This window comes from Agromyces mediolanus, from assembly GCF_014648575.1.
In the GTDB taxonomy this organism is placed as follows: Bacteria; Actinomycetota; Actinomycetes; order Actinomycetales; family Microbacteriaceae; genus Agromyces; species Agromyces mediolanus.
Window position 1 is genome coordinate 1,656,838 of the sequence record NZ_BMRJ01000001.1, and the last position, 22,349, is coordinate 1,679,186.

At 72.6% G+C, this 22,349-nt stretch carries 20 protein-coding genes and 1 tRNA gene; 10 read left to right on the plus strand and 11 right to left on the minus strand.

Annotated features, from left to right (window positions below; translation table 11 throughout):
- Positions 1-999, plus strand: a 999-nt coding sequence (locus IEY71_RS07855; protein WP_189084670.1) for an aldo/keto reductase, incomplete at its 5' end; no start/stop codon positions are given.
- Between the two features lie 55 nt (positions 1,000-1,054).
- On the opposite strand, the gene IEY71_RS07860 is transcribed toward IEY71_RS07855, so the two are convergent.
- The gene (locus IEY71_RS07860) at positions 1,055-1,438 is read right to left on the minus strand and encodes a hypothetical protein (RefSeq protein ID WP_189084671.1); all 384 of its coding nucleotides are present in this window, start codon (positions 1,436-1,438) and stop codon (positions 1,055-1,057) included.
- 81 nt (positions 1,439-1,519) lie between these two features.
- On the minus strand, positions 1,520-2,320 hold the full coding sequence (gene hisN / locus IEY71_RS07865) for a histidinol-phosphatase (protein WP_189084672.1): 801 nt from the start codon (positions 2,318-2,320) through the stop codon (positions 1,520-1,522).
- Positions 2,321-2,473: 153 nt separating this feature from the next.
- Between hisN and IEY71_RS07870 the strand changes: the two genes are divergently transcribed.
- A tRNA-Lys gene (locus tag IEY71_RS07870) sits at positions 2,474-2,549 on the plus strand.
- An 80-nt stretch (positions 2,550-2,629) separates the two neighbouring features.
- Here the strand turns inward: IEY71_RS07870 and IEY71_RS07875 are convergent.
- The 9 genes from IEY71_RS07875 to IEY71_RS07915 form a co-directional block, all read right to left on the minus strand.
- The gene (locus IEY71_RS07875; RefSeq protein ID WP_189084673.1) at positions 2,630-3,673 is read right to left on the minus strand and encodes a YihY/virulence factor BrkB family protein; all 1,044 of its coding nucleotides are present in this window, start codon (positions 3,671-3,673) and stop codon (positions 2,630-2,632) included.
- A gap of 9 nt (positions 3,674-3,682) precedes the next feature.
- Positions 3,683-4,153, minus strand: coding sequence for an SRPBCC family protein (locus IEY71_RS07880; RefSeq protein ID WP_189084674.1), 471 nt, complete (start codon positions 4,151-4,153; stop codon positions 3,683-3,685).
- 62 nt (positions 4,154-4,215) lie between these two features.
- Positions 4,216-4,809 (minus strand): energy-coupling factor transporter transmembrane component T family protein, encoded by a 594-nt coding sequence (locus IEY71_RS07885; protein ID WP_189084675.1) that lies wholly within the window; start codon positions 4,807-4,809, stop codon positions 4,216-4,218.
- Complete coding sequence (locus tag IEY71_RS07890; protein ID WP_189084676.1) at positions 4,806-5,543, minus strand: energy-coupling factor ABC transporter ATP-binding protein; 738 nt, start codon at positions 5,541-5,543, stop codon at positions 4,806-4,808. Before IEY71_RS07890 ends, IEY71_RS07885 begins: the two co-directional genes overlap by 4 nt.
- On the minus strand, positions 5,540-6,664 hold the full coding sequence (locus IEY71_RS07895; RefSeq protein ID WP_189084677.1) for a thiolase family protein: 1,125 nt from the start codon (positions 6,662-6,664) through the stop codon (positions 5,540-5,542). The genes IEY71_RS07890 and IEY71_RS07895 overlap by 4 nt, the downstream gene beginning before the upstream one ends.
- On the minus strand, positions 6,661-7,917 hold the full coding sequence (locus tag IEY71_RS07900) for an AMP-binding enzyme (protein WP_189084678.1): 1,257 nt from the start codon (positions 7,915-7,917) through the stop codon (positions 6,661-6,663). Before IEY71_RS07900 ends, IEY71_RS07895 begins: the two co-directional genes overlap by 4 nt.
- Complete coding sequence (locus tag IEY71_RS07905; RefSeq protein ID WP_189084679.1) at positions 7,914-8,585, minus strand: biotin transporter BioY; 672 nt, start codon at positions 8,583-8,585, stop codon at positions 7,914-7,916. The genes IEY71_RS07900 and IEY71_RS07905 overlap by 4 nt, the downstream gene beginning before the upstream one ends.
- A 142-nt stretch (positions 8,586-8,727) precedes the next feature.
- Positions 8,728-9,219 (minus strand): hypothetical protein, encoded by a 492-nt coding sequence (locus IEY71_RS07910; protein ID WP_189084680.1) that lies wholly within the window; start codon positions 9,217-9,219, stop codon positions 8,728-8,730.
- Positions 9,220-9,311: 92 nt separating this feature from the next.
- Positions 9,312-9,497, minus strand: a complete 186-nt coding sequence (locus tag IEY71_RS07915) for a hypothetical protein (protein WP_189084681.1) — start codon at positions 9,495-9,497, stop codon at positions 9,312-9,314.
- A gap of 164 nt (positions 9,498-9,661) precedes the next feature.
- Here IEY71_RS07915 and IEY71_RS07920 point away from each other — a divergent pair, with 164 nt between their 5' ends.
- From IEY71_RS07920 to ilvN, 8 genes are all read left to right on the plus strand, one after another.
- Positions 9,662-10,267: a TetR/AcrR family transcriptional regulator gene (locus IEY71_RS07920; RefSeq protein ID WP_189084682.1), complete on the plus strand. Its 606-nt coding sequence runs from the start codon at positions 9,662-9,664 to the stop codon at positions 10,265-10,267.
- Positions 10,268-10,280: 13 nt separating this feature from the next.
- Positions 10,281-13,208, plus strand: a complete 2,928-nt coding sequence (locus tag IEY71_RS07925) for an MMPL family transporter (RefSeq protein WP_189084683.1) — start codon at positions 10,281-10,283, stop codon at positions 13,206-13,208.
- Positions 13,205-15,160 (plus strand): YhgE/Pip family protein, encoded by a 1,956-nt coding sequence (locus IEY71_RS07930; RefSeq protein ID WP_189084684.1) that lies wholly within the window; start codon positions 13,205-13,207, stop codon positions 15,158-15,160. Before IEY71_RS07925 ends, IEY71_RS07930 begins: the two co-directional genes overlap by 4 nt.
- A gap of 356 nt (positions 15,161-15,516) precedes the next feature.
- Positions 15,517-15,807, plus strand: a complete 291-nt coding sequence (locus IEY71_RS07935; RefSeq protein ID WP_189084685.1) for a hypothetical protein — start codon at positions 15,517-15,519, stop codon at positions 15,805-15,807.
- Between the two features lie 168 nt (positions 15,808-15,975).
- Positions 15,976-18,216: a bifunctional alpha,alpha-trehalose-phosphate synthase (UDP-forming)/trehalose-phosphatase gene (locus IEY71_RS07940; RefSeq protein ID WP_189084686.1), complete on the plus strand. Its 2,241-nt coding sequence runs from the start codon at positions 15,976-15,978 to the stop codon at positions 18,214-18,216.
- 15 nt (positions 18,217-18,231) lie between these two features.
- A complete protein-coding gene (ilvD, locus tag IEY71_RS07945) occupies positions 18,232-19,926 on the plus strand; it encodes a dihydroxy-acid dehydratase (RefSeq protein WP_189084687.1) in 1,695 nt (564 codons plus the stop codon).
- A 44-nt stretch (positions 19,927-19,970) separates the two neighbouring features.
- Positions 19,971-21,773 (plus strand): acetolactate synthase large subunit, encoded by a 1,803-nt coding sequence (locus tag IEY71_RS07950; protein WP_189084688.1) that lies wholly within the window; start codon positions 19,971-19,973, stop codon positions 21,771-21,773.
- Positions 21,774-21,775: 2 nt separating this feature from the next.
- Positions 21,776-22,285 carry an acetolactate synthase small subunit gene (ilvN, locus tag IEY71_RS07955; RefSeq protein WP_189084689.1) on the plus strand — a complete coding sequence of 170 codons (510 nt, stop codon included), beginning with the start codon at positions 21,776-21,778 and terminating at the stop codon, positions 22,283-22,285.
- The last annotated feature ends 64 nt before the right edge of the window (positions 22,286-22,349 follow it).

Here is a 22,349-nt window from a genome sequence, read left to right on the forward strand (position 1 = left end):
CGTTCCGGCCTGCAGCTGCCCCTGCTCTCGCTCGGGCTCTGGCAGAACTTCGGCGACGACCGTCCGGCCGAACGGCAGCGCGACATCCTGCTGCGCGCCTTCGACCGCGGCGTCATCCACTTCGACCTGGCGAACAACTACGGCCCGCCCTACGGCGCCTCCGAGGTGAACGTCGGGCGCGTGCTCGGCCGCGAGCTCCGCGCGCACCGCGACGAGATCGTCGTGTCGACGAAAGCCGGGTGGGACATGTGGCCCGGGCCCTACGGCTCCGGTGGCAGCCGCAAGTACCTGCTGTCGAGCCTCGACGCCTCGCTCGGCCGGCTCGGGCTCGACTTCGTCGACGTCTTCTACCACCACCGGCCCGACCCCGGCACCCCGCTCGAAGAGACAGCCTCGGCGCTCGACGCCGTCGTGCGCGCGGGCAAGGCGCTCTACGTCGGCATCTCCTCGTACTCCGCGGCCGACGCGCGCACGATGGCGGGGCTGCTCGCCGAGCTCGGTACGCCGCTCACGATCCACCAGCCGTCCTATTCGATGCTGAACCGCTGGATCGAGACCGAGGGGCTGCTCGACGCCGCCGGCGAGCTCGGCTTCGGCGTCATCGGCTTCACCGCGCTCGCGCAGGGCCTGCTCACGGGCAAGTACCTCGGCGGCGTCCCCGAGGGTTCGCGCGCCGCCTCCGACGGCTCGCTCGACCGCACCGTGCTCACCGAGGAGCTCACCGCTCACCTGCGCGCGCTCAACGAGATCGCCGCCTCGCGCGGGCAGTCGCTCGCGCAGCTCGCGCTCGCCTGGGCGCTCCGCGACGAGCGGGTGACGAGCCTCGTGGTGGGCGCGTCGAGCGTCGCGCAGCTCGACGAGAACCTCGACGCGCTCGACCGGCTCGACTTCGACGAGGCCGAGCTGCGCGCGATCGACGAGCACGCGGTCGATTCCGGCATCGACCTGTGGGCCGACGCCCGCGGCGGCGGGCCGGTGCCGGTGCTCAAGCCCGAGTGAGCTGAGCGTGCCCGGCCGGCAGCGCCGGCCGGGCACGCACGCCGGCGCGCGGCGCTCAGGCGTTGTCGATGCGGTGCGCGAGCACCTGGCGCGCGACGAGGTCGTTCGCCACGGCGTCGCCCGTCTCGCCGAAGATCGTGGCGGTCTTCGCCGCCCCGATCGCCCCGCCGAGCAGTGCGCCGCTCGTCATGTCGCGGTGCAGCCGGGCGACGAGCAGACCCTGCGCGTCCGTCATGAAGTCGACGGCGAGGTTGATCACGAACTTCGAGCCGGCCATGGCGCCGAGCCACACGGTGCGCGCGGTGCTGCCGCGCTTCGCGAAGAAGCCGCCGGTCGGCGTCTCGGTGATCGTGAAGCCCTGCGCCTCGAGCGCGCCGCGGATCGCGGCGCGGGCGGCGGCGTGATCGCCGAGGAGGAAGTAGTCGTACGACGAGGCCATCTGGTGCTCCAGTCGGGTCGGGTCGGATGGATGCCGATCGACTCTATCGGCACGCGGCCCCCGTTCGGGTGGTGGCTCGCCTCAGCGCAGGGCGTCGAGCACGAGCTCGTGCAGCGCGCCGTTGGTGGCGAGCGAGCTGCCGTGCTGGGGCCCGGGCTCGCCGGTGATCGAGGTGAAGCGGCCGCCGGCCTCCTCGACGATCGGGATGAGGGCGGCGAGGTCGTAGATCTTCACGTCGAACTCGCCGACGATGTCGATGACGCCCTCGGCGAGCAGCATGTACGACCAGAGGTCGCCGTAGGCGCGGTCGCGCCACACCCGCTCCGAGAGCGCCAGGAGGCGGTCCAGATAGCCGGCGTCGCGCCACTGGGCGAGGCTCTGGAAGCTCAGCGAGGCATCCGCCAGTCCCGAGACCGCGGAGACCGCGAGACGACGCGGCTCAGGGCGCACGCCCGACTCGTCGGGCAGCTCGCGCGTCCAGGCGCCCTCGCCGGTGGAGGCCCACCAGCGGCGGCCCATCGCGGGTGCCGAGACGACCCCGACGACGGGGACGCCGTCGACGGCGAGCGCGATGAGCGTGCCCCACACCGGCACCCCGCGCAGGAAGTTGGCGGTGCCGTCGATCGGGTCGATGATCCACTGCCGGCTCGTGCTGCCCTCGGTGCCGAACTCCTCGCCGATGATGCCGTCGTCGGGTCGCGCGGCAGCCAGTCGCTCGCGGATGGCGCGCTCGACCGCGAGGTCGGCCTCGGTCACCGGCGTGCGGTCGGGCTTCGTCTGCACGTCGAGGTCGACGGCGCGGAATCGGGAGAGCGAGATCGCGTCGGCGAGATCGGCGAGTTCGAGGGCGAGCGCGAGGTCGTCGGCGAAGGAATCGGTCACGGCTTCAGCGTATCGGCCGGGAGTGAACGGCGAGGTTCCGGGCCGGCATCCGGGCGACGCGCCCGGGGTGCGGACGGCCCCGCGCTCGATTGGCGCGAAGGTGGCGGAGCTGATAGCGTGGTCTCTCGGTTCGGTTCGCAAGATCCGCACTTCGCACCTCTAGCTCAATCGGCAGAGCAACTGACTCTTAATCAGTGGGTTCAGGGTTCAAGTCCCTGGGGGTGCACCAGAGCGAAGGCCCCGGCAGCATGCCGGGGCCTTCGTCGTTTCTCGGCGCACGAGCGCTGGCGGCGCCTCGGACCCGCTCGCTCAGCCGCGCTCCCGCTCGACGGCCTCGCGCGCGGACTGCACCTCCGCGACCGCGGCCATCGCCCGGCGCTCGGCGCGCTGCAGGCGGCGCACGGCGATCGTGGGGCTGCCGTACCGCGCCGCGACCCGGTCGTGCTCCTCGTCGACGCCGGTGACGATGTACGCACCGGCGATGAGCACGACCTGGCTCGAGAGGTTCAGCCAGAGCAGCAGCGCGATGATCGAGGCGAACGAGGCCAGCAGCGGGTTCGATGACGCCCCGCCGATGAACAGCCCCGAGAGCACCTGCAGCACGGTGAGCCCGACGCCGCCGAGCAGCGCCCCGGTCCAGAGCGAACGGCGACGCGGCCGGAGCCCGGACAGCAGGCGGAACAGCGCGGCGACGGCCACCGTGTCGATCGCGAGCACCACGAGGATCGAGAGGGCCTGCACGCCGAAGTCGGCGAGGCCGGAGCGCGCGGGGACGCCGAGCCAGTCGAGCACGGAGCCGATCGCGGCGGTGCCGGCCATCGTGACGACGGCGCCCGCCCCGAGCGCGACGCCGAAGCCGACGGCGATCGCGAGGTTCCGCAGCACGGCCCAGACGACGAAGGTCTGATCCGGCGCCTGGTCCGCGAGTTCGCGGAAGGCGATGGCGAGCGAGCCGACCGCGCCGATCGCGGTGCCCACCAGCCCCACGAGGCCGACGACGCCCGCGACGCTGAACGCGACGGGCTGCACGAGCGAGCCGGGGTCGATCGCGCCGCCCTCGCCGACGAGGCCCGGGATGGTCCGGCCGACGGCGTCGACGAGCGCCTGCATGGCCTCGTCGTCGCGGGAGAGCCAGATGCCGGCCACCGAGAAGCCCAGCAGCACACCTGCGAACACCGAGAAGAGCGCCCGGTAGGTGACGCTGTCGGCGAGCATCGGGCCGTGGTGCTCCTGGTACAACAGGAATGCCCGCACGGGCTTCCGTTCGAGCACCCAGGCGACGAGGCGCTTCAGCCAGCCCGCCTTCGAGGGCGTCGTGGTGGCGGGAGTCGTCTCTCGTTCGGCGGCGCTCATAGGGTCAGGCTAGCCAGCGGCCGGAATCCTCGCCGGAGGGTTGACGGCGGCCGCACGTCCCTCCGACAGGAACGCCAGGCGGCGCAGCGATTCCCGGTTCCGCAGCCGCAGCATCGGCTCGCGCAGGCCGCGCGGGAGCCAGCGCGCGGGTCCCGCCGTCGGCTCCTCCTGCAGGCGGACGAGGCATCCGGCCCCGCTCGCCCGCACCTCGATGCAGACCCGGGCCTCCCCGAGCGGCCAGCCTTTGGCCAGGACGGTCAGCGACGTCGCGGTGCGCGCGACGCTCACCGTGCGGTCGTCGAGCAGCAGCGGCCAGGCGCCGACCGAGTGGTGCAGCTCCGCTCCCGGCTCGGGCCAGTGCCGGTCGACCTGCCGCATCCGCGACGCCCCGACGACCCAGGCGGGGTACAGCCAGCCGTCGGCGAGCACGGCGAGCACGGCGTCCGCGGGGCACTGCATTCGGCGTACGTTCTGCGACATGACGTCATGGTGACCGACGGCGCGCACTGCGGTCAGGGGCTTGACGTGGTGCCCGGTTCGGCTCAGTCGTCGAGACCGCGGGCGACGAGCGCCTCGCCGAGGTGGTCGGCGGTGCGCAGCGCGCGCACGATCACGGGCACGGCGACGGCGCGGATCGAGCCCTCCGCGCCGCGCGCCCGGCGGGCGTCGAGCACCTCCGCGACGATCTCGCCGAGGAGGGGGATGGCGCGGATCGCGAGGGCGAGGGCGAGCCCCACTCGGTCGGCGTCGATCCAGCGGCGGAACGGCCGCAGCAGCGTCTGCGCCGCGTCGAGGGTCTCGGTCACCGGCGTCGTGAGCGAGTACACCCCGGCCAGAACGACCGCGAGCAGCAGCCGCAGGGCGACGGTGACGGCGAGCTCCCAGCCGGCGAGGAGCAGCTGGACCGGCACGGCGATCGCCAGCAGCCAGAGCAGCGGCACGAGCTGGCGCCAGAGCAGGCGGAACGGCACTCGGGCGAGCGCGGCGATGCCCGCGACCAGCACGCACGCGCCCCCGAGTACGAGCACCGAGTGCTGCAGCGCGATGGCCGTCACGAGCGCCGCGAGCAGGCCGAGCTTCAGGAGCGCCGGCGCGCGGTGCACCAGCGAGTCGCCCGGGTGGAAGACGCCGATCACGGGCGGCTCCGCTCCTCGGCGGCGTCCTGCGCATCGTCGTCGGCGTCGTCGTCCCCGGCGTCGATATCGCGGTACCGGGGGAGGGCCACCGCGGGCACGTCGTCGCAGACGACACGTCCGCGCTCCATCACGATGACCCGGTCGAAGTCGTCGAGGAGCTCGAGCTGGTGGCTCACGACGACGAGCTGCTCGTCGAGGCCGGCGAGATGGCGCGCGACGCGGCGCGCGTTCCTGGCGTCGAGGAGCGTCGTGGGCTCGTCGGCGACGAGAATCGCGGGATGCCCCACGAGCACGCTCGCGAGTGCCAGCAGCTGCTTCTGTCCGCCGGACAGCCGGTGCGCCGGCCGCTCGGCGAGCTCGGTCAGCCCGAAGCGGGCGAGCGCGGCATCCACCCGCTCGTTCGCCTCCGCCGGGGCGAGCCGGTGCCGGCGCAGGGTGAAGGCGACGTCCTCCCGCACGGTCGGCATGACGATCTGAGTGTCGGCATTGGTGAACACGAAGCCGACGCGGCGGCGCACCTCGCGGCCCTGCTTCGCCACGTCGAGCCCGTCGACGAGCACCCGCCCGGCGTCGGGCTCGACGAGGCCGTTGATCATCCGTGCCAGCGTGGACTTGCCGGAGCCGTTGGCGCCGACGATGCCGATCCGGTGCTCGACGAGCTCGAGGGAGACGTCGTCGACGACCCGCCGTCCGTCGAAACTGCGGCTCACCCGCTCGAACACGATCGCGCTCATGCGGCCCGCTCCACGATCATCGCCACGCCCTGGCCGCCGCCGATGGAGCACGCCGCGAGGGCGGGCCGATCGTCGTCGTCGGCGAGCAGACGGGCGGCGAGACGCACGACGAGCACGGCTCCGGAGGCGCCCCAGGGGTGCCCGAGCGCGATCGCGCCGCCGTCCGCGCTGATCGCCTCCTCGTCGAGCCCGAGCTCGTCGCTCACGGCCAGCAGTTGCGCGGCGAAGGCCTCGGTGATCTCGACAGCGCCGAGGGCACGCGGTGCGACTCCGGCGCGGTCGAGCGCGATCCGAGCGGCGCGGGCCGCGCCGAGACCGGGCAGCGCCGGATCGGATGCCGCGACCGCCGCCGCACGCACGCGAAACGCGGGCAGGCCGAGCTCACGGGCGATCTCGGGCGTCGTCACCGCCATCGCGGCCGCGCCGTCGGAGAAGCCGCAGGAGTTGCCCGCCGTCACGCTGCCCTGCCCGTCCGGAGCGAAGGCGGGGGCGAAGCGTGCGAGCACCGGCGCCGTCAGGCGGGCGTTCGGTCGTTCGTCGGCGGCGACCTCATCGACGGGCACGAGCTCCGCGTCGAAACGGCCCGCCGCGCGCGCCGCAACGGCCCGGGCGTGCGAACGCGCGGCCCAGGCATCCTGGCGTTCGCGCTCGATGCCGCGCAGCCGGGCCACGGCCTCGGCGGCCGGACCCATGTCGGGGTCGGGGAATCCGGCGGGCGCGAACGGTGCCCGGGTGTACGGCGTGCCGTCGGGCCAGCTGCGCTGCGGCGCGGTCGAGGCGGACTCGGCGCCGCCCGCGAGGACGAGCCGGGCGTCGCCCGCGCGGACGCGAGAAGCGGCCTGCAGCACGGCGTCGAGGCCCGAGCCGCACTGGCGATCGACGGTCACGCCGGGCACCTCGTGGCCGAGGCCGGCGCGGAGCGCGGCGATCCGGGCGAGGTCGCCGCCCGGGCCCATGCAGTTGCCGAGGATGACGTCGTCGATCGCCCGGCCGGACGGCGCGACGAGGCGGGCCGTCTCGGCGAGCACGGCCGCGGCCAGTTCGTCGACCGTGCGCGTGGCGAGGCTGCGGGCGGCCGTGCCGATCGGGGTGCGTCGAGCGGCCACGATGACGGCGTTCATGCCCCGACCTCCGCCTCGTGCGCCGCGACGGAGGACACGATGTGCGGGTACCGGCCCGCGGCGAGCTCGCTCGCGACGGCGCCGCGGGCGGGCTTGCCCGAGGGGGTCGTCGGGAGGGCCTCGGCGCGATGCCAGCGCCTGGGCCGCCACGCGGCCGGCAGCGCTTCGGCCGCGGCGAGTGCGAGCCTGGGCTCGGCCGGGGTCGCGAGCTCGACGACCGCGACCAGGCGTTGCCCGAGGAGTTCGTCGGGCTCGCCGAGGACGATCGCGGCGGCGATGCCGGGCAGTTCGCCGAGACGGCGCTCGACGTCCTCGGCCAGCACGGTCTCGCCGGCGACCGTAATCGCGGCGTCACCGCGGCCGAGGATGCGGAACCGCGGCTCACCGGATCCGCCACGGCGCTCCGCGTCGGACTCGACCGGCTCGGCGAGATCGCCGACCGTGGCGAAGCCGTGGGCGTCCCGGCGGAGCATCCCGCCGCCGACGACACCGAGCGCGAGGTAGGGCGAGCGCGCCCAGAGCTCGGAGCCGACGGCGCTCGGGCGCAGCTCGATCTCGACGCCGGGGAAGGGGCGCAGGCCGTCGCCCTCGCCGATGGCGACGAAGGAGAGCTCGGCGGCGCCGTAGTACTCGACGAGCCGCACTCCGCGTGCGGCGGCACGGGCTCGCAGCCGGTCGTGCAGGGCGGCCCCGGCGACGACCGCGGTGCGCGGAGCAGCGGGTCCGTCGAGGAGGCGGGCGAGCCGGGTCGGCGTCGCATGCACGATCGCGCCGCGGTCCGGCTCGTCGCTCGCGGTCGCGCCGAGCTGCAGGGCGTGCAGCGCGGCGTAGAGGTGCATCGAGACGTGCAGCGGGCCGGAGATGCGCACGACGCTGTCGGGGCCCGCTCCGGTCGCCTCGGCGAGCGGGGCCGAGGACGCGAGCCACGACGCGCTGCTGCGGGCGACGATCCTCGGCCGGCCGCTCGGCGCGCTCGAACCGGAGGTGGTCAGGGCGAGCTCGGTTCCCACGGGGAGCGGTTCGGCGGGCACGGCGTCCGCGCCGACGAGCACCGGGCGGCCCCGCTCGAGGCCCGCGACCACGGCCACGAGCGTCTCGACGGGATGCGCCTCCGGTCGGACGACGATGGCCCCGCCGTCATCCGGCAGTTCGAAGGCGGCGACGGCTCGACCGAGCGCGCGGTAGTCGAGCGTCCGCCCGCCGAGGGCGAGTGCCGGACGCCCGCCCGCTCCGCCGAGCCAGCCGCCGCTCACGCGCGCTCGTCGGCCGACGCGTCCGCGCCGCGGCGCCACGGCCACGGCTTCGGTTCGATGAGACCGGGCCAGGCGCGGTGCACGCCTTTCGCGACGAGCACGGTCGCGACGACCTTGATCGCGTCGCCGATGAGGAAGACGGCCGCACCGGCGGCCGCGAGACCGATCGGCGTGGCCGTCACCAGTGCGAAGACGGGGATGCCGACGGCGTAGACCGCGACGATGCCGCCGAGCGCCGTCCAGAGCAGCGCGGGCACGAGCCGGTAGCGGGGGAGCAGCCGTGCGGTCGCCCAACCGATCACGGCGGCGCCGAGCAGCCAGCCCAGCAGGTAGCCGACCGAGGGGCCCACGAAGACGCCCAGGCCGCCGCGCCCGCCGGACAGCAGGGGCAGGCCGGCCGCGACGAGCGCGATGAACAGCAGCACGGCGAGGGAGCCCTTGCGCGCGCCGAGAATCGCGCCGGCCAGCATGACCCCGAGCGTCTGCAGGGTGATCGGCACGCCCTCGGGCCCGAGCGGGATCGCGCCGGGAACGCCGAGCGCGGCGATGAGCGCCGCGAACACGGCGATCTGGGCGAGGTCCCTGGCGGTCGCGCGGCGACGGCGCACGGGCGCGGCGGGTTCGGCCGGAGCGGCCTGCTCGGATCCGGTGCTCGGTGCGGTGCTCATCTGCTGCGTCCCTCTCGCGGAGTCGTCGGGCGGGTTCGCCCGGTTCTCACGCTAGAAGCGCGGCACGACCGCTCGCGCGGATCGCCGTACAAGAATCGACCCCGGATTTTGGACGCCGGTCGCCCAGCGGTTCGGAGAGGCGTCAGGCGGCGCGGGCGTGCAGCGGAGTCTGGGCGGCGGATGCCTCGTCGGCCTCCGCGTCGTGCGCCGGTGCGTCGGCCTCGTCGGAATGGTCCGCCGCTGCGTCGGCGTCGGGCGCCGCGGGCATGGCGACGTGCGCGCCGAGCGGCTCGGCCCAGACGACGAGGGGAGTCGGCTCCCAGTCGAGCGCGAGCTGCTGCTCGCCCTCGGGGACGACGACGGCGACGTTGTCGCGCTCGTCGAGGATGCTGCGGGTGAGCTCGGCGGCGATCTGATGGGTCACGATCGCGTGGAAGATGCGGTCGGAGTCGGCGTCCGTGCGGCGGACGAGCGTCCACTCACCGGAGGAGCCGATGAACTCGGAGAGCTTGCCGTGCAGCAGGTCGAAGATCTGCTCGCCGCGGAGGTCGGCGGCGGAGGGGCGAGGTGCCGGGGCGGCGACGTGCTCCGAGGCTTCGGCGGTGAGCCTCGTGCGGCGCCAGCGGCGGAACATCATACGACCCTCTCGATCTCGTGCAGTGCCTCAAGTCTCGGGCACCAGCACGTCATCGAGCGGGGGACACGCCGCAGAACGGCAGGCGGAGCTTACTCCAGTTCTTCGCGCTTCGTCTCGTCGGCGACGGTGCCGATCGCGACGGCGAGGCTCGCGGCCCAGGCGATCCACATCATGAGCAGTCGCCAGTCGCGGGGGCCGGACATGGTCGCCTTGACGACGCCGATGCCGCTGATGGCGGCACTCAGCACGGCTCCGCTGAAGAGGTACTTGCGCATGCCGCAACGCTACCCGGCGGAGCCCGCCCGCGTCGCCCCCTTGACGGGATCCGTGCGGCGAGGCATCCGCCGTTCGTGACGGGACGGTGAACAGGCGCTGGGAGTCGACCGAGAATCTGACCGATCGGACAGAGTCTGACCGATCGGTCAGCTACCGTCGAAGCATGCCCACCGACGCCACTCTCCCTGCGCGCGCCCGCGCCGGCGACGAACTGCGCCAGGCCGCGCTCGAACAGTTCGCCACCGTCGGCTTCGCCGCGACCTCGCTGCAGCAGATCGCCGACCACGCCGGGTACTCGAAGTCGAGCGTGCTCTACCACTACGCCTCGAAGGAGGCGCTGCTCGAGGCGGCCACCACGCCCGCCATCGAGAAGCTCGAGGTGCTCGTCGCGGAGTTCGCCGCGGGCCGCCGCTCCGACGCGGCGCGCGGCGCCTTCATCGCTCGCTTCGTCGACCTGCTGCTCGGCGAACGCCTCGCCGTGCACCTCTTTGTCAGTCAGGGCCACTCCCTCCGCGGCATCCCCGCGATCGAACGCGGCAACGCCGCGATCCGCGTCCTCGCCGACGCGATCTGCACCGGCGCCTCGCTCGCCGAGCAGATGCGCTTCGGCGTCGCCCTCGCCGGCGCCACCTACGCGCTCGTGGCGGGCGCCACCTTCTTCGACGACGACGAGATGAGCCAGCTCGTCACCTCCTACTCGGACGACGACGTGCGCGCCGCGCTCATCGACGTCCTCACCGAACTGCTGATCCCGGCCGCCGGCCGCTGACCCGGAAGACACCATGGCCCTCCTCCTGCACCGCATCGGCCGCTTCGCCTACCGCCGCGGCTGGCTCGTCATCGTCACCTGGGTGCTCGCGCTCGGCGCGTTCCTCGGCGCCGGCATCGGGCTCGGCGGCCAGCTCCAGGAATCGTTCGCGATCCCCGGCACCGAGTCGCAGTCGGCGATCGACCAGCTCGCCGCCGTGTTCCCGCAGACCGCGGGCGCCTCGGCCCGCGCGGTCGTCGAGGCGCCGGAGGGCGCCTCCGTCGAGGACGCCCCCTACCGGGACGCCATCGACGAGATGTCGAGCGAGCTCGCCGACATCGACGGCGTAGCGAGCGTGCTCGGACCGTTCGACGAGTACGCCGGCGACCAGGTGTCCGGCGACGAGCGCACCGCCATCATCCAGGTGCAGTTCGACGGGCCGAGCACCGACGTCACGCAGGAGCAGCTCGACGCCGTCACCGCCACCAAGGAGCTCGCGAGCGACGCCGGCATGGAGGTCGCCTTCGGCGGCGAGGTGTTCCAGGACACGAGCTTCGGCCTGACCGTCACCGAGGCGCTCGGCGTGCTGTTCGCGGGCGTCGTGCTCTTCATCACCTTCGGCTCGCTGCTCTCGGCGGGCATGCCGCTGCTCACCGCGCTCGTCGGCGTGGGCCTCGCGTTCGGCGGCATCTCGATCGTCGCCGCCATCACGCCGGTCTCCAGCACCGCGCCGATGCTGGCCGTCATGATCGGCCTCGCCGTCGGCATCGATTACGCGCTGTTCATCCTGTCCAGGCACCGAACCCAGCTCGCCCGCGGCCAGGATCCGGAGGAGAGCGCCGCCGAGGCGGTCGCGACGGCCGGCGGTGCGGTCGTCTTCGCGGGCCTCACGGTCATCATCGCCCTGCTGGGGCTCCTCGTGGTCGGCATCCCCTTCCTCAGCGTCATGGGCGTCGGCGCGGCGTTCGCGGTGCTCATCGCGGTCGTCGGGGCGGTGACCCTGCTGCCCGCCCTCCTCGGCGTGCTCGGCAAGCGGCTCGTCCCGAAGCCCGGCAGCCGCGCGCACCGGCGAGCGAACGCCGACGACGACGGCGGCAAGAAGCCCCTCGGCCGGCGCTGGGTCGACACCGTGCTCAAGGCCCCGATCGCCTTCGTCATCGCGATCGTCGGGCTCCTCGGTGCGGCCTCCGTGCCGGCGCTGAGCCTCGACCTGAACCTGCCGAGCGCCGCCACCGATCCCGTCGGCTCCAGCTCGCGCGAGGCCTACGACCTCATCTCCGACGGCTTCGGACCCGGGTACAACGGGCCCCTCATCGTCACGGTCGACATCACCCAGACGACCGACATCTTCGACGACCTCGACGCCATCGGGGCCCGCATCGGCGCCCTCGACGACGTCGCCTACGTCGGCGACGGTATGCCGAACCCGACCGTCGACACCGCGATCATCCAGGTGATCCCGGAGAGCGCGCCCGACGACCCGGCGACGAAGCAGCTCGTGGAGTCGATCCGCGAGCTCGAGCCCGGCATCCAGGCCGACTTCGGCACGCCCATCGCCGTCACCGGCTACACGGCCGTCTCGATCGACATCTCGCAACGGCTCAGCGATGCGCTCGTGCCCTTCGCGCTCATCGTCGTCGGCCTCTCGATCGTGCTGCTGCTGATCGTGTTCCGCTCGGTGTTCGTGCCGGTGAAGGCCGCGCTCGGCTTCCTGCTCTCCGCATTCGGCGCGATCGGCGTGACGGTCGCGGTGTTCCAGTGGGGCTGGTTCGCCGATCTGCTCCACATCGAGCCCGGCCCGATCCTGAGCTTCCTGCCGATCCTGTTGATGGCGGTGCTGTTCGGGCTCGCGATGGACTACGAGGTGTTCCTCGTCTCGGGCATGCGCGAAGAGTTCGTGCGTTCGAAGCAGCAGACGCCGGGCGGGCGTCCGCGCGAAGCGATCGTGCACGGATTCCAGCACGCCGCCCGCGTCGTCACGGCCGCCGCGCTCATCATGTTCTTCGTGTTCTTCGCCTTCGTGCCCGAGGGATCGGGTCCGATCAAGGGCATCGCCTTCGCGCTCGCGATCGGCGTCGCGTTCGACGCCTTCCTGGTGCGGATGACGCTCGTCCCCGCCGCGATGGCGCTCGCCGGGCGCGGCGCCTGGTGGCTGCCGAAGTGGCTCGGGCGCCTCCTGCCCGACGTCGATATCGAGGGAGAGGGTCTGCGCGCCCACCTCGATCAGGAGGCCTGGGCGAAGGCGCGGCCGGCGGCCGTGCTCGCGGAGGGGGCCGTGTTCGGCCTGCCCGAGCGCACGATCGGACCGGTCGACGTTGAGGTGCCCGAGCACGGCGCCCTGCTCGTCCGCGGCAGCGCGGTCGATCGGCGCGTCGTCGTCGCGACCCTCGCCGCCCGCCTCGCGCCCGTCGACGGCCGCCTCGCCGTGCTCGGCCGTCCGCTGCCGGGTTCCGGCGGCGAGGTGCTCCGCCGCGTCGCGATCGCCGAGCTCTCCGCCGACCAGGCGCTCGACGGCGGCACCGTGGGCGAGCTCATCGCCCGTCGGCTCGACGCCACCCGCCCCTGGTACCGGCTCGCGCCGGCTTCGCAGGCCGCCTCGGAGTGGGCGCGCAAGGCGGCGCTCGCGATCGGCGAGCGCTTCGACGGCGACACCCCGCTCGAATCGCTCGGCGCCGTCGCCCGTGCCGTCGTCGCGACCGCCGCGGCCCTCGCCGAACGGCCGAGCGCCGTCGCCATCGACCTCGACGAGGCGCCCGGCGCGGCCACGACCGAGCTCTGGGACGCCCTCGCCGTCCTCGTCCCCGCCGATGTCGCCCTGATCGTCGGCATCGGCCGCTCCGCCCAGGGGCCGGCCGCCGGCAGTCTCTTCGCCGCCCGCGGCGTCGAGACCGTCGACCTCGCGGCCCTTCCGGCCGCGCCAGCTTCCCCCGTTCCCACCGACCACCAGGAGGCCCTGCGATGAGCGGCCGACTCTCCCGACTCTTCGGCTCCACCCCGTCCCAGCGCCGACTCCGCTACGGCGTGCTGCTCGCGGCCGTCGTCGCCGTTCCGCTCGCCGTCGCCGGCCTCGTGTCCGGTGCGGTCGCGGGCGGCAACGACCAGCTCGAACAGATCCCGGCGATCGTCGTGAACGACGACGAGATGGTCACGACCACCGACGCCGACGGCGCCGAGCAGCAGGTGCTCGCCGGCCGGCTCCTCGTCACCGAGCTCACCGGCGGCGAGGCGAGCGGCTTCGACTGGACCATCTCGAACGACGAAGAGGCCGCGAAGAAGCTCGCCGACGGCGAGGCGTACGCGGTGCTCACGATCCCGTCCGACTTCTCTGCCTCGGTCACCTCGCTCTCGGGCTCGAACCCGACGAAGGCGAACCTCGAGATCCGCACCGACGACGCACACTCGTACCTCGCCGGCTCGGTCGTGCAGTCCGTCGGCGACGCGATGACCGCCGCCTTCGGGCGCACGCTCACGCAGCAGTACCTCGAAGGGCTCTACGCCGGGCTCGCCGACTTCGGCGGCTCGCTCGACCAGGCCGCCGACGGCGCCTCCTCCCTCGCCTCCGGCGCGGGCTCGCTCTCGACGGGGGTCGGTCAGCTCTCCACGGGCGTCGCCTCGGCCGCATCGGGCGCCTCGGATGCCGCGAGTGGAGCCGCGCAGTACGCCGACGGCGTGCGGCAGTACACCCAGGGAGTCGACGGGCTCGCCTCGGGCCTGGCTCAGGCGAGCGCCGGATCCGCCGGTCTCGACACGCTCGCCGGTGGAGTGAGCGCCTATGTCGGGGGAGTGAACTCCGCCGTCGGTCAGTTCGGCAGCACCTTCACCACCCTGATCGCGCAGCTCGAGCAGGCGAAGGTCGACAATCCGGAGCTCGCCCCCCAGCTCGATGCCCTCATCGCCCAGCTGCAGGCGCAGGCAGGTGCCCTGCAGCCGCAGCTCGACAAGTTCACGGCCCAGGGCGCGCAGCTCGCCGCCGGAGTGCAGAGCGGCGTCGACCAGACGCAGGCCGGCCTCGCCGAGCTCTCGAACGGGGCAGCGCAGCTGTCCGGCGGTTCCGCCGCGATCCGGGACGGCGCCTCCGGACTCGCTTCAGGCGTCGGCGAGCTCGCGGGCGGACTGAGCCAGCTGTCGAGCGGCGCGTCGAGCGCGGCGACGGGTGCGGGGGAGCTCGCGAACGGCGCCACGCAGTTCGCGAACGGCCTCGCGGACGGCGCCGAGCAGGCGGGCGCGCTCACGAACGTGGACGGCGAGGAGATGGCCGACGTCGTCTCCCAGCCCGTCACAGTGGACACCGCGCGCGACCACGAGATCGCCTCGACCGGTGAGGCCGTCGGCATGTGGTTCGCCCCGATCGGCCTGTGGGTCGGTGCGCTGGCGATGTTCCTCGTGTTCCGGCCGTTCGGCCGCGAGGCGCTGCGCAGCACCGCCTCGACCGGTGGCCTGGTGTGGCGGGCGCTCGCCCGCGCCGGACTCGTCGCGCTCGGTCAGGCGGTCGCGGTCGTCGGGCTGCTGCACCTCGCGCTCGGCGTCTCGTGGTCGCTGCTGCCGCAGACCCTGGCGTTCTCGGCACTCACGGCGCTCGCCTTCACCGCGGTGCACGCCTGGCTGATGACGTGGCTCGGGCGCGGCGGCATGATCATCTCGCTGATCCTCGTCGCGCTGCAGCTCACGACCACGGGCCTCGTGCCGATCGAGGCGCTGAGCGGCCCCTACCAGACGATCAGCCCGTTCCTGCCGCTCACCTGGGCGGTGCAGGGCATGCAGCTCATCGTGTCCGGCGCCGGGGGAGCAGGCGTGGCGGGAGCCGCGGGCGTACTCGCGCTGTTCGCCCTGATCGGTGTGCTCGGCACTGCGATCGTGGTCGGCCGTCGCCGGGGCCTCCGTTCGATCGGCTTCGCCTCCGCGGCGCTCGGCTGAGCCCGTCGGCCCCCTGAGCTTGTCGAAGGGGTGTTGGTTCCCTGAGCTTGTCGAAGGGGTATTGGTTCCCTGAGCTTGTCGAAGGGGTGTTGGTTCCCTGAGCTGGTCGAAGGGGGGCGCCCTTCGACAGGCTCAGGGGACCATGCCGTCCCCCTTCGACAAGCTCAGGGGACCATGCCGCCCCCCTTCGACAAGCTCAGGGGACCATGCCGTCCCCCTTCGACGGGGTCAGGGGACCATGCCGCCCCTTCGACGGGCTCAGGGGGCCACCCAGCGGGCCGTCGGGTGTTGCGGCGGGCTGCGATCGATGCGAGCCTGGCCTCTCGTCCGTGAACGGCCGCCACCGAGGAGCGCAGATGAGCGTCACCGACCAGTCCGCAGGCATCCCCGCCTCGCGTCGAGCGGGCCTGCGGCTCGCTCCGGCGGTCGTCGCGGTGGTGCTCGTGCTCGCCTCGGGCATCGCCACCGCCGCGATGCTGCCCGAGCTCACCATCCGCGTCCTGAGCTTCGCGACCATGCTCGCGGCGCTCGTGTCCGGCATCGCGGCCGTGCGCCGCGGTCCGGCGTGGGTGCGGGCGATCAGCGCGATCGTGGGGGTCATCGCGCTCATGCTCGGGTCGACGTTCTTCGGGCTGACGTACTCGTAAGGCGGCGACCGCCCTTCGACGGGCTCAGGGGGCCGGCCCTTCGACGGGCTCAGGGGACCAGCCCTTCGACGGGCTCAGGGGGCCACGAGCGGCCGAGCGCAAGCCCCCGTGGCCGATGACGGGCGACTGTTAGCCTGGGCAGGAGCCCGAGGAGGGATCTCCATCACCATGCCGGACGCCCAGACGCCCACCACCACCCGCGGTGTTCGCGCCGCCTACGAGATGATCGTCGTGTCGAACCGGCTGCCGGTCGACTACGTCGAATCCGCCGACGGCACGCCGGGCTGGCGCAGCTCGCCGGGCGGGCTCGTCACGGCCCTCGAGCCGGTGATGCGCGCCGAGGACGGCGCCTGGATCGGCTGGGCCGGCGTCGCCGACCGGGAGTTCGAGCCCTTCGCCCACGACGGCATCGAGATCATCCCCGTTCCGCTCACCGCTGACGAGCTCGAGGACTACTACGAGGGCTTCTCGAACGACACCCTCTGGCCCCTCTATCACGACGTCATCGCCCCGCCCTCGTTCCACCGCGAGTGGTGGGACGCCTACGTGCGCGTCAACCGCCGCTTCGCCGACGCCGCGATCGAGGCGGCCGCCGAGGGCGCCGTCGTCTGGGTGCACGACTACCAGTTGCAGCTCGTGCCGAAGATGCTCCGCGAGGCGCGTCCCGACCTCGTGATCGGCTTCTTCAACCACATTCCGTTCCCCGCATACGGCATCTACTCGCAGCTGCCCTGGCGGCGCCAGGTCATCGAGGGACTCCTCGGCGCCGATGTCGTCGGCTTCCAGCGAGCGGCGGATGCCGGCAACTTCACCCGCGCAGTGCGCCGGCTCTTCGGCTACGCGACGCGCGGATCGATCATCGAGGTGCCCGAGGAGGACGGCGAGCTGCGTCGCGTCGTCGCGCGGCACTTCCCGATCTCGATCGACGCCGCGGGCTTCGAGGAGATCGCGCGCCGGCCCGAGGTGCAGGAGCGCGCCGCCGAGATCCGCCGCAACCTCGGCGACCCCGAGACGATCATGCTCGGCGTCGACCGGCTCGACTACACGAAGGGCATCCGGCACCGGATGAAGGCCTTCGGCGAGCTGCTGCGCGACGGCCGGCTCTCGGTCGAGGACGCCACCCTCGTGCAGGTGGCGAGCCCCTCCCGCGAACGCGTCGAGACGTACCGCCAGTTGCGCGACGAGATCGAGCTCATGGTCGGCCGGCTGAACGGCGACCACGGCGAGCTCGGCCATCCCGCCATCTCCTACCTCCACCACGGCTACCCCCGCGAAGAGATGGTCGCCCTCTACCTCGCGGCCGACGTCATGCTCGTCACCGCGCTCCGCGACGGCATGAACCTCGTCGCCAAGGAGTACGTGGCCTGCCGCTTCGACGACGACGGCGTCCTGCTGCTCAGCGAGTTCACCGGCGCGTCCGACGAGCTCCGCCAGGCGGTGCTCGTGAACCCGCACGACATCGAGGGCCTGAAGGACGCGATGATCGCCGCCGTCGAGATGCCGAAGGGGGAGCGCGCCCGCCGCATGCGGGCGCTGCGCCGCCGGGTGCAGTCGAACGACGTCGCCAACTGGTCGGCGACGTTCCTCGAGGCGCTCACCGGCGCCGGCAAGATCCCCGCCGGCGTCTCCGATTCCCTCTCGGCCGCCGTCTCGCGGCTCGCCGGCACCGAGCGCCTGCTCGTCGCGCTCGACTTCGACGGCACGCTCGCGCCGCTCGTCGACCGGCCGGAGGACGCTCGGGCGAGCGCTCGGGCCCGCGCGGCCGTCGAACGGCTGATCGCGAGCGACGACACCCGGGTCGCGTTCGTGTCCGGCCGCTCGCTCGAGAGCCTGCGCGAGGTGGCCGATCCGCCGGAGGGCGTGCTGCTGAGCGGCTCGCACGGCGTCGAGCTGCAACTCGACGACGGGGGAGTGACCATCGAGCTGCGCGATGTCGAGCACGCCCGGCTCGCCCGGCTCACCGAGCTCCTGGAGGATGCCGCGTCGGAGGCCGACGGCGCCTGGGTCGAGCACAAGCCGGCCGGGCTCGCGCTGCACACGCGGCGTCTGCCGGTCACGGTCGGGGCCGCGTTGCAGCACTCCGCGCGCGAGCGCATCGAGGACGAGCTGCCCGGCATCACGGTGCGCAGCGGAAAGGCCGTCATCGAGTTCGCCGTGCGCTCGAGCGACAAGGGCGAGTCCCTCACCCGGGTGCGCCAGTACCTCGGCTCGACGGCGGTGCTCTACGTCGGCGACGACGTCACGGACGAGGACGCCTTCGCGGTGCTCGACGTCGACGACGTGGGCGTGAAGGTCGGGCAGGGCAAGTCGCTCGCCGGCCATCGCGTGCGCGGCACGGAGGACGTCGCGCTGCTGCTGGAGACCCTTGCGGATGCCCGGGAGGCGGCGCGCGAACACACCTCGCGGTAGCCATAGACTCGATGCATGTCGGAGTTCGATCCCAAACCGCGTAGCCGCACCGTCACCGACGGCATCGAAGCCATGACCAGCCGGGGCATGCTCCGGGCCGTGGGCATGGGGGATGCCGATTGGGACAAGCCCCAGATCGGTATCGCGAGCTCCTGGAACGAGATCACGCCCTGCAACCTCTCGCTGAGCCGCCTCGCGCAGGCCGCGAAGGAGGGCGTGCACTCCGGCGGCGGCTACCCGCTGCAGTTCGGCACGGTCTCGGTCTCCGACGGCATCTCCATGGGGCACGAGGGCATGCACTTCTCGCTCGTCTCGCGCGAGGTCATCGCCGACTCGGTCGAGGTCGTCATGGAGGCCGAGCGTCTCGACGGCTCCGTGCTGCTCGCCGGCTGCGACAAGTCGATCCCGGGCATGCTGATGGCGGCCGCCCGGCTCGACCTCTCCTCGGTCTTCCTCTACGCGGGCTCGATCGCGCCCGGCTGGGTGCGCCTGTCCGACGGCACCGAGAAGGACATCACGATCATCGACTCCTTCGAGGCGGTCGGCGCGGTCAAGGCCGGCACGATGAGCGCCGCCGACGCGAAGCGCATCGAGTGCGCCTTCGCTCCGGGCGAGGGGGCCTGCGGCGGCATGTACACCGCGAACACCATGGCCTCGGTCGCCGAGGCGCTCGGTCTCTCGCTGCCGGGCTCGGCCTCGCCGGCCTCGGCCGACCGCCGCCGCGACTACTACGCGCACCGCTCCGGCGAGGCCGTCGTCAACCTGCTGAAGCACGGCATCACCGCGCGGCAGATCCTCACCAAGAAGGCGTTCGAGAACGCGATCGCCGTGGGCATGGCCCTCGGCGGCTCGACGAACATCGTGCTGCACCTGCTCGCGATCGCCCGTGAGGCCGAGGTCGACCTCACGCTCGAGGACTTCAACCGCATCGGCTCGAAGGTGCCGCACATCGGCGACCTCAAGCCCTTCGGCAAGTACGTCATGAACGACGTCGACCGCCGCGGCGGCGTCCCGGTGCTGATGAAGGCCCTGCTCGACGCCGGGCTGCTGCACGGCGACGTGCTCACCGTCACGGGCAAGACCATGGCCGAGAACCTCGCCGAGATGGACCTCCCGCCGCTCGACGGCGAGGTGCTGCACACCCTCGACGACCCGATCCACGAGACCGGCGGCCTCACGATCCTGCACGGCAGCCTCGCCCCCGAGGGCGCGGTCGTGAAGACGGCGGGCTTCGACGCGGCCGTCTTCGAGGGCCCCGCGCGCGTGTTCGAGCGCGAGCGCGGCGCCATGGACGCCCTCACCAACGGCGAGATCAAGCACGGCGACGTGGTCGTCATCCGCTACGAGGGCCCCAAGGGCGGCCCCGGCATGCGCGAGATGCTCGCCATCACCGCAGCCATCAAGGGCGCCGGGCTCGGCAAAGATGTACTACTCTTGACGGACGGTCGATTCTCAGGCGGCACAACCGGCCTGTGCATCGGCCATCTGGCACCCGAAGCAGTCGACGCAGGTCCGATTGCCTTGGTGCGCGATGGTGATCTGATTCGGGTCGATATCGCGGCCCGGTCCATCGACCTACTGGTCGACGAGGCCGAGCTGGCCGCCCGCCGTGAAGGCTGGGCGCCGCTTCCTCCGCGCTACACCCGAGGCGTTCTCGCGAAGTACTCCAAGCTCGTGCGCTCCGCTGCCGAAGGCGCGACCACTGGCTGAGTGCTGCGCTCATTCGCACACCCATTCACCCAGATAGGAATCGCATGCCCACGGAATCCCACCCCGTGCCGTCGCCTGCCCCAGCATCGCCAGGTGCGTCCGAGATCATCACGGGCGCCGAGGCGGTCGTCCGCTCGCTGGAGAATCTCGGCATCACCGACGTGTTCGGTCTGCCCGGCGGCGCCATCCTCCCCGTCTACGACCCGCTGTTCGAGAGCCGCAAGCTCCGGCACATCCTCGTCCGGCACGAGCAGGGCGCCGGTCATGCCGCCCAGGGCTACGCGTCCTCGTCCGGCAAGCTCGGCGTCGCGATCGCGACCTCGGGCCCCGGCGCGACGAACCTCGTCACTGCGATCGCCGACGCCCACATGGACTCGGTGCCGCTGCTCGCGATCACCGGTCAGGTCTTCTCCAACCTGATGGGCACCGACGCGTTCCAGGAGGCCGACATCGTCGGCATCACCATGCCGATCACGAAGCACTCCTTCCTCGTGAAGCGCGCCGAGGAGATCCCGGCCACGATCGCGGCGGCGTACCACATCGCCACGACCGGCCGCCCGGGCCCCGTGCTCGTCGACATCACGAAGGACGCGCAGCAGAACACCTTCGCGTTCCGCTGGCCGCCGAAGGTCGATCTGCCGGGCTACCGGCCGATCACCAAGGCGCACGGCAAGCAGGTGCTCGCCGCGGCCCAGCTCATCGCCGAGGCCGAGCGCCCGGTGCTCTACGTCGGCGGCGGCGTCATCCGCTCCGGCGCCTCCGCCGAGCTCCTCGAGCTCGCCGAGGCGACGAAGACGCCCGTGGTGACCACGCTGATGGCCCGCGGCGCCTTCCCCGACTCGCACCCGCAGCACCTCGGCATGCCGGGCATGCACGGCACGGTGCCCGCGGTGCTCGCGCTGCAGGAGTCCGACCTCGTCGTCTCCCTCGGCGCGCGCTTCGACGACCGGGTCACCGGCAAGGCCGCGCTCTTCGCCCCGAACGCGAAGGTCGTGCACGTCGACATCGACCCGGCCGAGATCTCGAAGATCCGCACGGCCGACGTGCCGATCGTGGGCGACCTGAAGGAGGTGCTCGTCGACCTGCTCGCGGCCTACCGCGACGTGGCCGCGCGCGGCACCGCCGACACCGCCGAGTGGTGGGCGACGCTCGAGGGGCTCCGCAACGAGTACCCGCTCGGCTTCGCGCCGACCTCCGACGGGCTGCTCTCGCCGCAGTACGTCATCAAGCGCATCGGCGAGCTCACCGGCCCCGAGGCGGTCTACGCCGCGGGCGTCGGCCAGCACCAGATGTGGGCGGCGCAGTTCATCAAGTACGAGCGCCCCAACGCCTGGCTGAACTCGGGCGGCGCGGGCACGATGGGCTACGCGGTGCCGGCGGCGATGGGGGCGAAGGTCGCCCAGCCCGACCGCCACGTGTGGGCGATCGACGGCGACGGCTGCTTCCAGATGACGAATCAGGAGCTCGCCACGTGCACCCTGAACGACATCCCGATCAAGGTCGCCATCATCAACAACTCCTCGCTGGGCATGGTGCGCCAGTGGCAGACGCTGTTCTACGACGGCCGCTACTCGAACACCGACCTGAACACCGGGCACGACTCGGTGCGGGTGCCCGACTTCGTGAAGCTCGCCGAGGCGTACGGCGCCCTCGGCATCCGCGTCACGAAGGAAGAGGAGGTCGACGAGGCGATCAAGCTCGCGCTCGAGACGAACGACCGCCCGGTCGTCATCGACTTCGTCGTCTCCGCCGACGCCATGGTGTGGCCGATGGTGCCGCAGGGCGTCTCGAACAGCTACATCCAGTACGCCCGCGATCACTCGCCGGCCTTCAGCGAGGAGGACTGACCATGTCGACCCACGTGCTCTCCCTCCTCGTCGAGGACAAGCCGGGTCTGCTGACCCGCGTGGCGGGGCTGTTCGCCCGTCGCGGCTTCAACATCGAGTCCCTCGCGGTGGGCCACTCCGAGATCGACGGGCTGTCCCGCATCACGGTCGTGGTCGACGTCGAGGAGCTGCCGCTCGAGCAGGTCACGAAGCAGCTGAACAAGCTGATCAACGTGATCAAGATCGTCGAGCTCGACCCCGCCCAGTCGGTGCAGCGCGAGCACCTGTTGATCAAGGTGCGCGTCGACAACACGACCCGATCGCAGGTGCTCGAGGCGGTCAACCTCTTCCGCGCCCGCGTGGTCGACGTGTCGACCGACGCGCTCGTGATCGAGGTCACCGGCGACTCGGGCAAGACCCAGGCGCTGCTCAAGGTGCTCGAGCCCTACGGCATCAAGGAGATCGCGCAGTCGGGTCTCCTCGCGATCGGCCGCGGCGGCAAGTCCATCACCGAACGCGTCTTCAAGAACTAAGCACTCGGCTCCCCGAGCTCGTCGAGGGGAGCGTCGACCCCGTGGTCCCTCCGACAGGTTCAGG

Coding starts and splice junctions, on each gene's coding strand:
- IEY71_RS07880 (WP_189084674.1), bottom strand. CDS start 4,153: ATGTCGCAGAACGTACGCCGAATGCAGTGCCCCGCGGACGCCGTGCTC.
- IEY71_RS07915 (WP_189084681.1), bottom strand. CDS start 9,497: ATGCGCAAGTACCTCTTCAGCGGAGCCGTGCTGAGTGCCGCCATCAGC.
- ilvN (WP_189084689.1), top strand. CDS start 21,776: ATGTCGACCCACGTGCTCTCCCTCCTCGTCGAGGACAAGCCGGGTCTG.
- IEY71_RS07930 (WP_189084684.1), top strand. CDS start 13,205: ATGAGCGGCCGACTCTCCCGACTCTTCGGCTCCACCCCGTCCCAGCGC.
- IEY71_RS07905 (WP_189084679.1), bottom strand. CDS start 8,585: ATGAGCACCGCACCGAGCACCGGATCCGAGCAGGCCGCTCCGGCCGAA.
- IEY71_RS07910 (WP_189084680.1), bottom strand. CDS start 9,219: ATGTTCCGCCGCTGGCGCCGCACGAGGCTCACCGCCGAAGCCTCGGAG.
- IEY71_RS07940 (WP_189084686.1), top strand. CDS start 15,976: ATGCCGGACGCCCAGACGCCCACCACCACCCGCGGTGTTCGCGCCGCC.
- IEY71_RS07895 (WP_189084677.1), bottom strand. CDS start 6,664: ATGAACGCCGTCATCGTGGCCGCTCGACGCACCCCGATCGGCACGGCC.
- IEY71_RS07890 (WP_189084676.1), bottom strand. CDS start 5,543: ATGAGCGCGATCGTGTTCGAGCGGGTGAGCCGCAGTTTCGACGGACGG.
- IEY71_RS07920 (WP_189084682.1), top strand. CDS start 9,662: ATGCCCACCGACGCCACTCTCCCTGCGCGCGCCCGCGCCGGCGACGAA.
- IEY71_RS07925 (WP_189084683.1), top strand. CDS start 10,281: ATGGCCCTCCTCCTGCACCGCATCGGCCGCTTCGCCTACCGCCGCGGC.
- IEY71_RS07935 (WP_189084685.1), top strand. CDS start 15,517: ATGAGCGTCACCGACCAGTCCGCAGGCATCCCCGCCTCGCGTCGAGCG.
- IEY71_RS07860 (WP_189084671.1), bottom strand. CDS start 1,438: ATGGCCTCGTCGTACGACTACTTCCTCCTCGGCGATCACGCCGCCGCC.
- IEY71_RS07875 (WP_189084673.1), bottom strand. CDS start 3,673: ATGAGCGCCGCCGAACGAGAGACGACTCCCGCCACCACGACGCCCTCG.
- ilvD (WP_189084687.1), top strand. CDS start 18,232: ATGTCGGAGTTCGATCCCAAACCGCGTAGCCGCACCGTCACCGACGGC.
- IEY71_RS07950 (WP_189084688.1), top strand. CDS start 19,971: ATGCCCACGGAATCCCACCCCGTGCCGTCGCCTGCCCCAGCATCGCCA.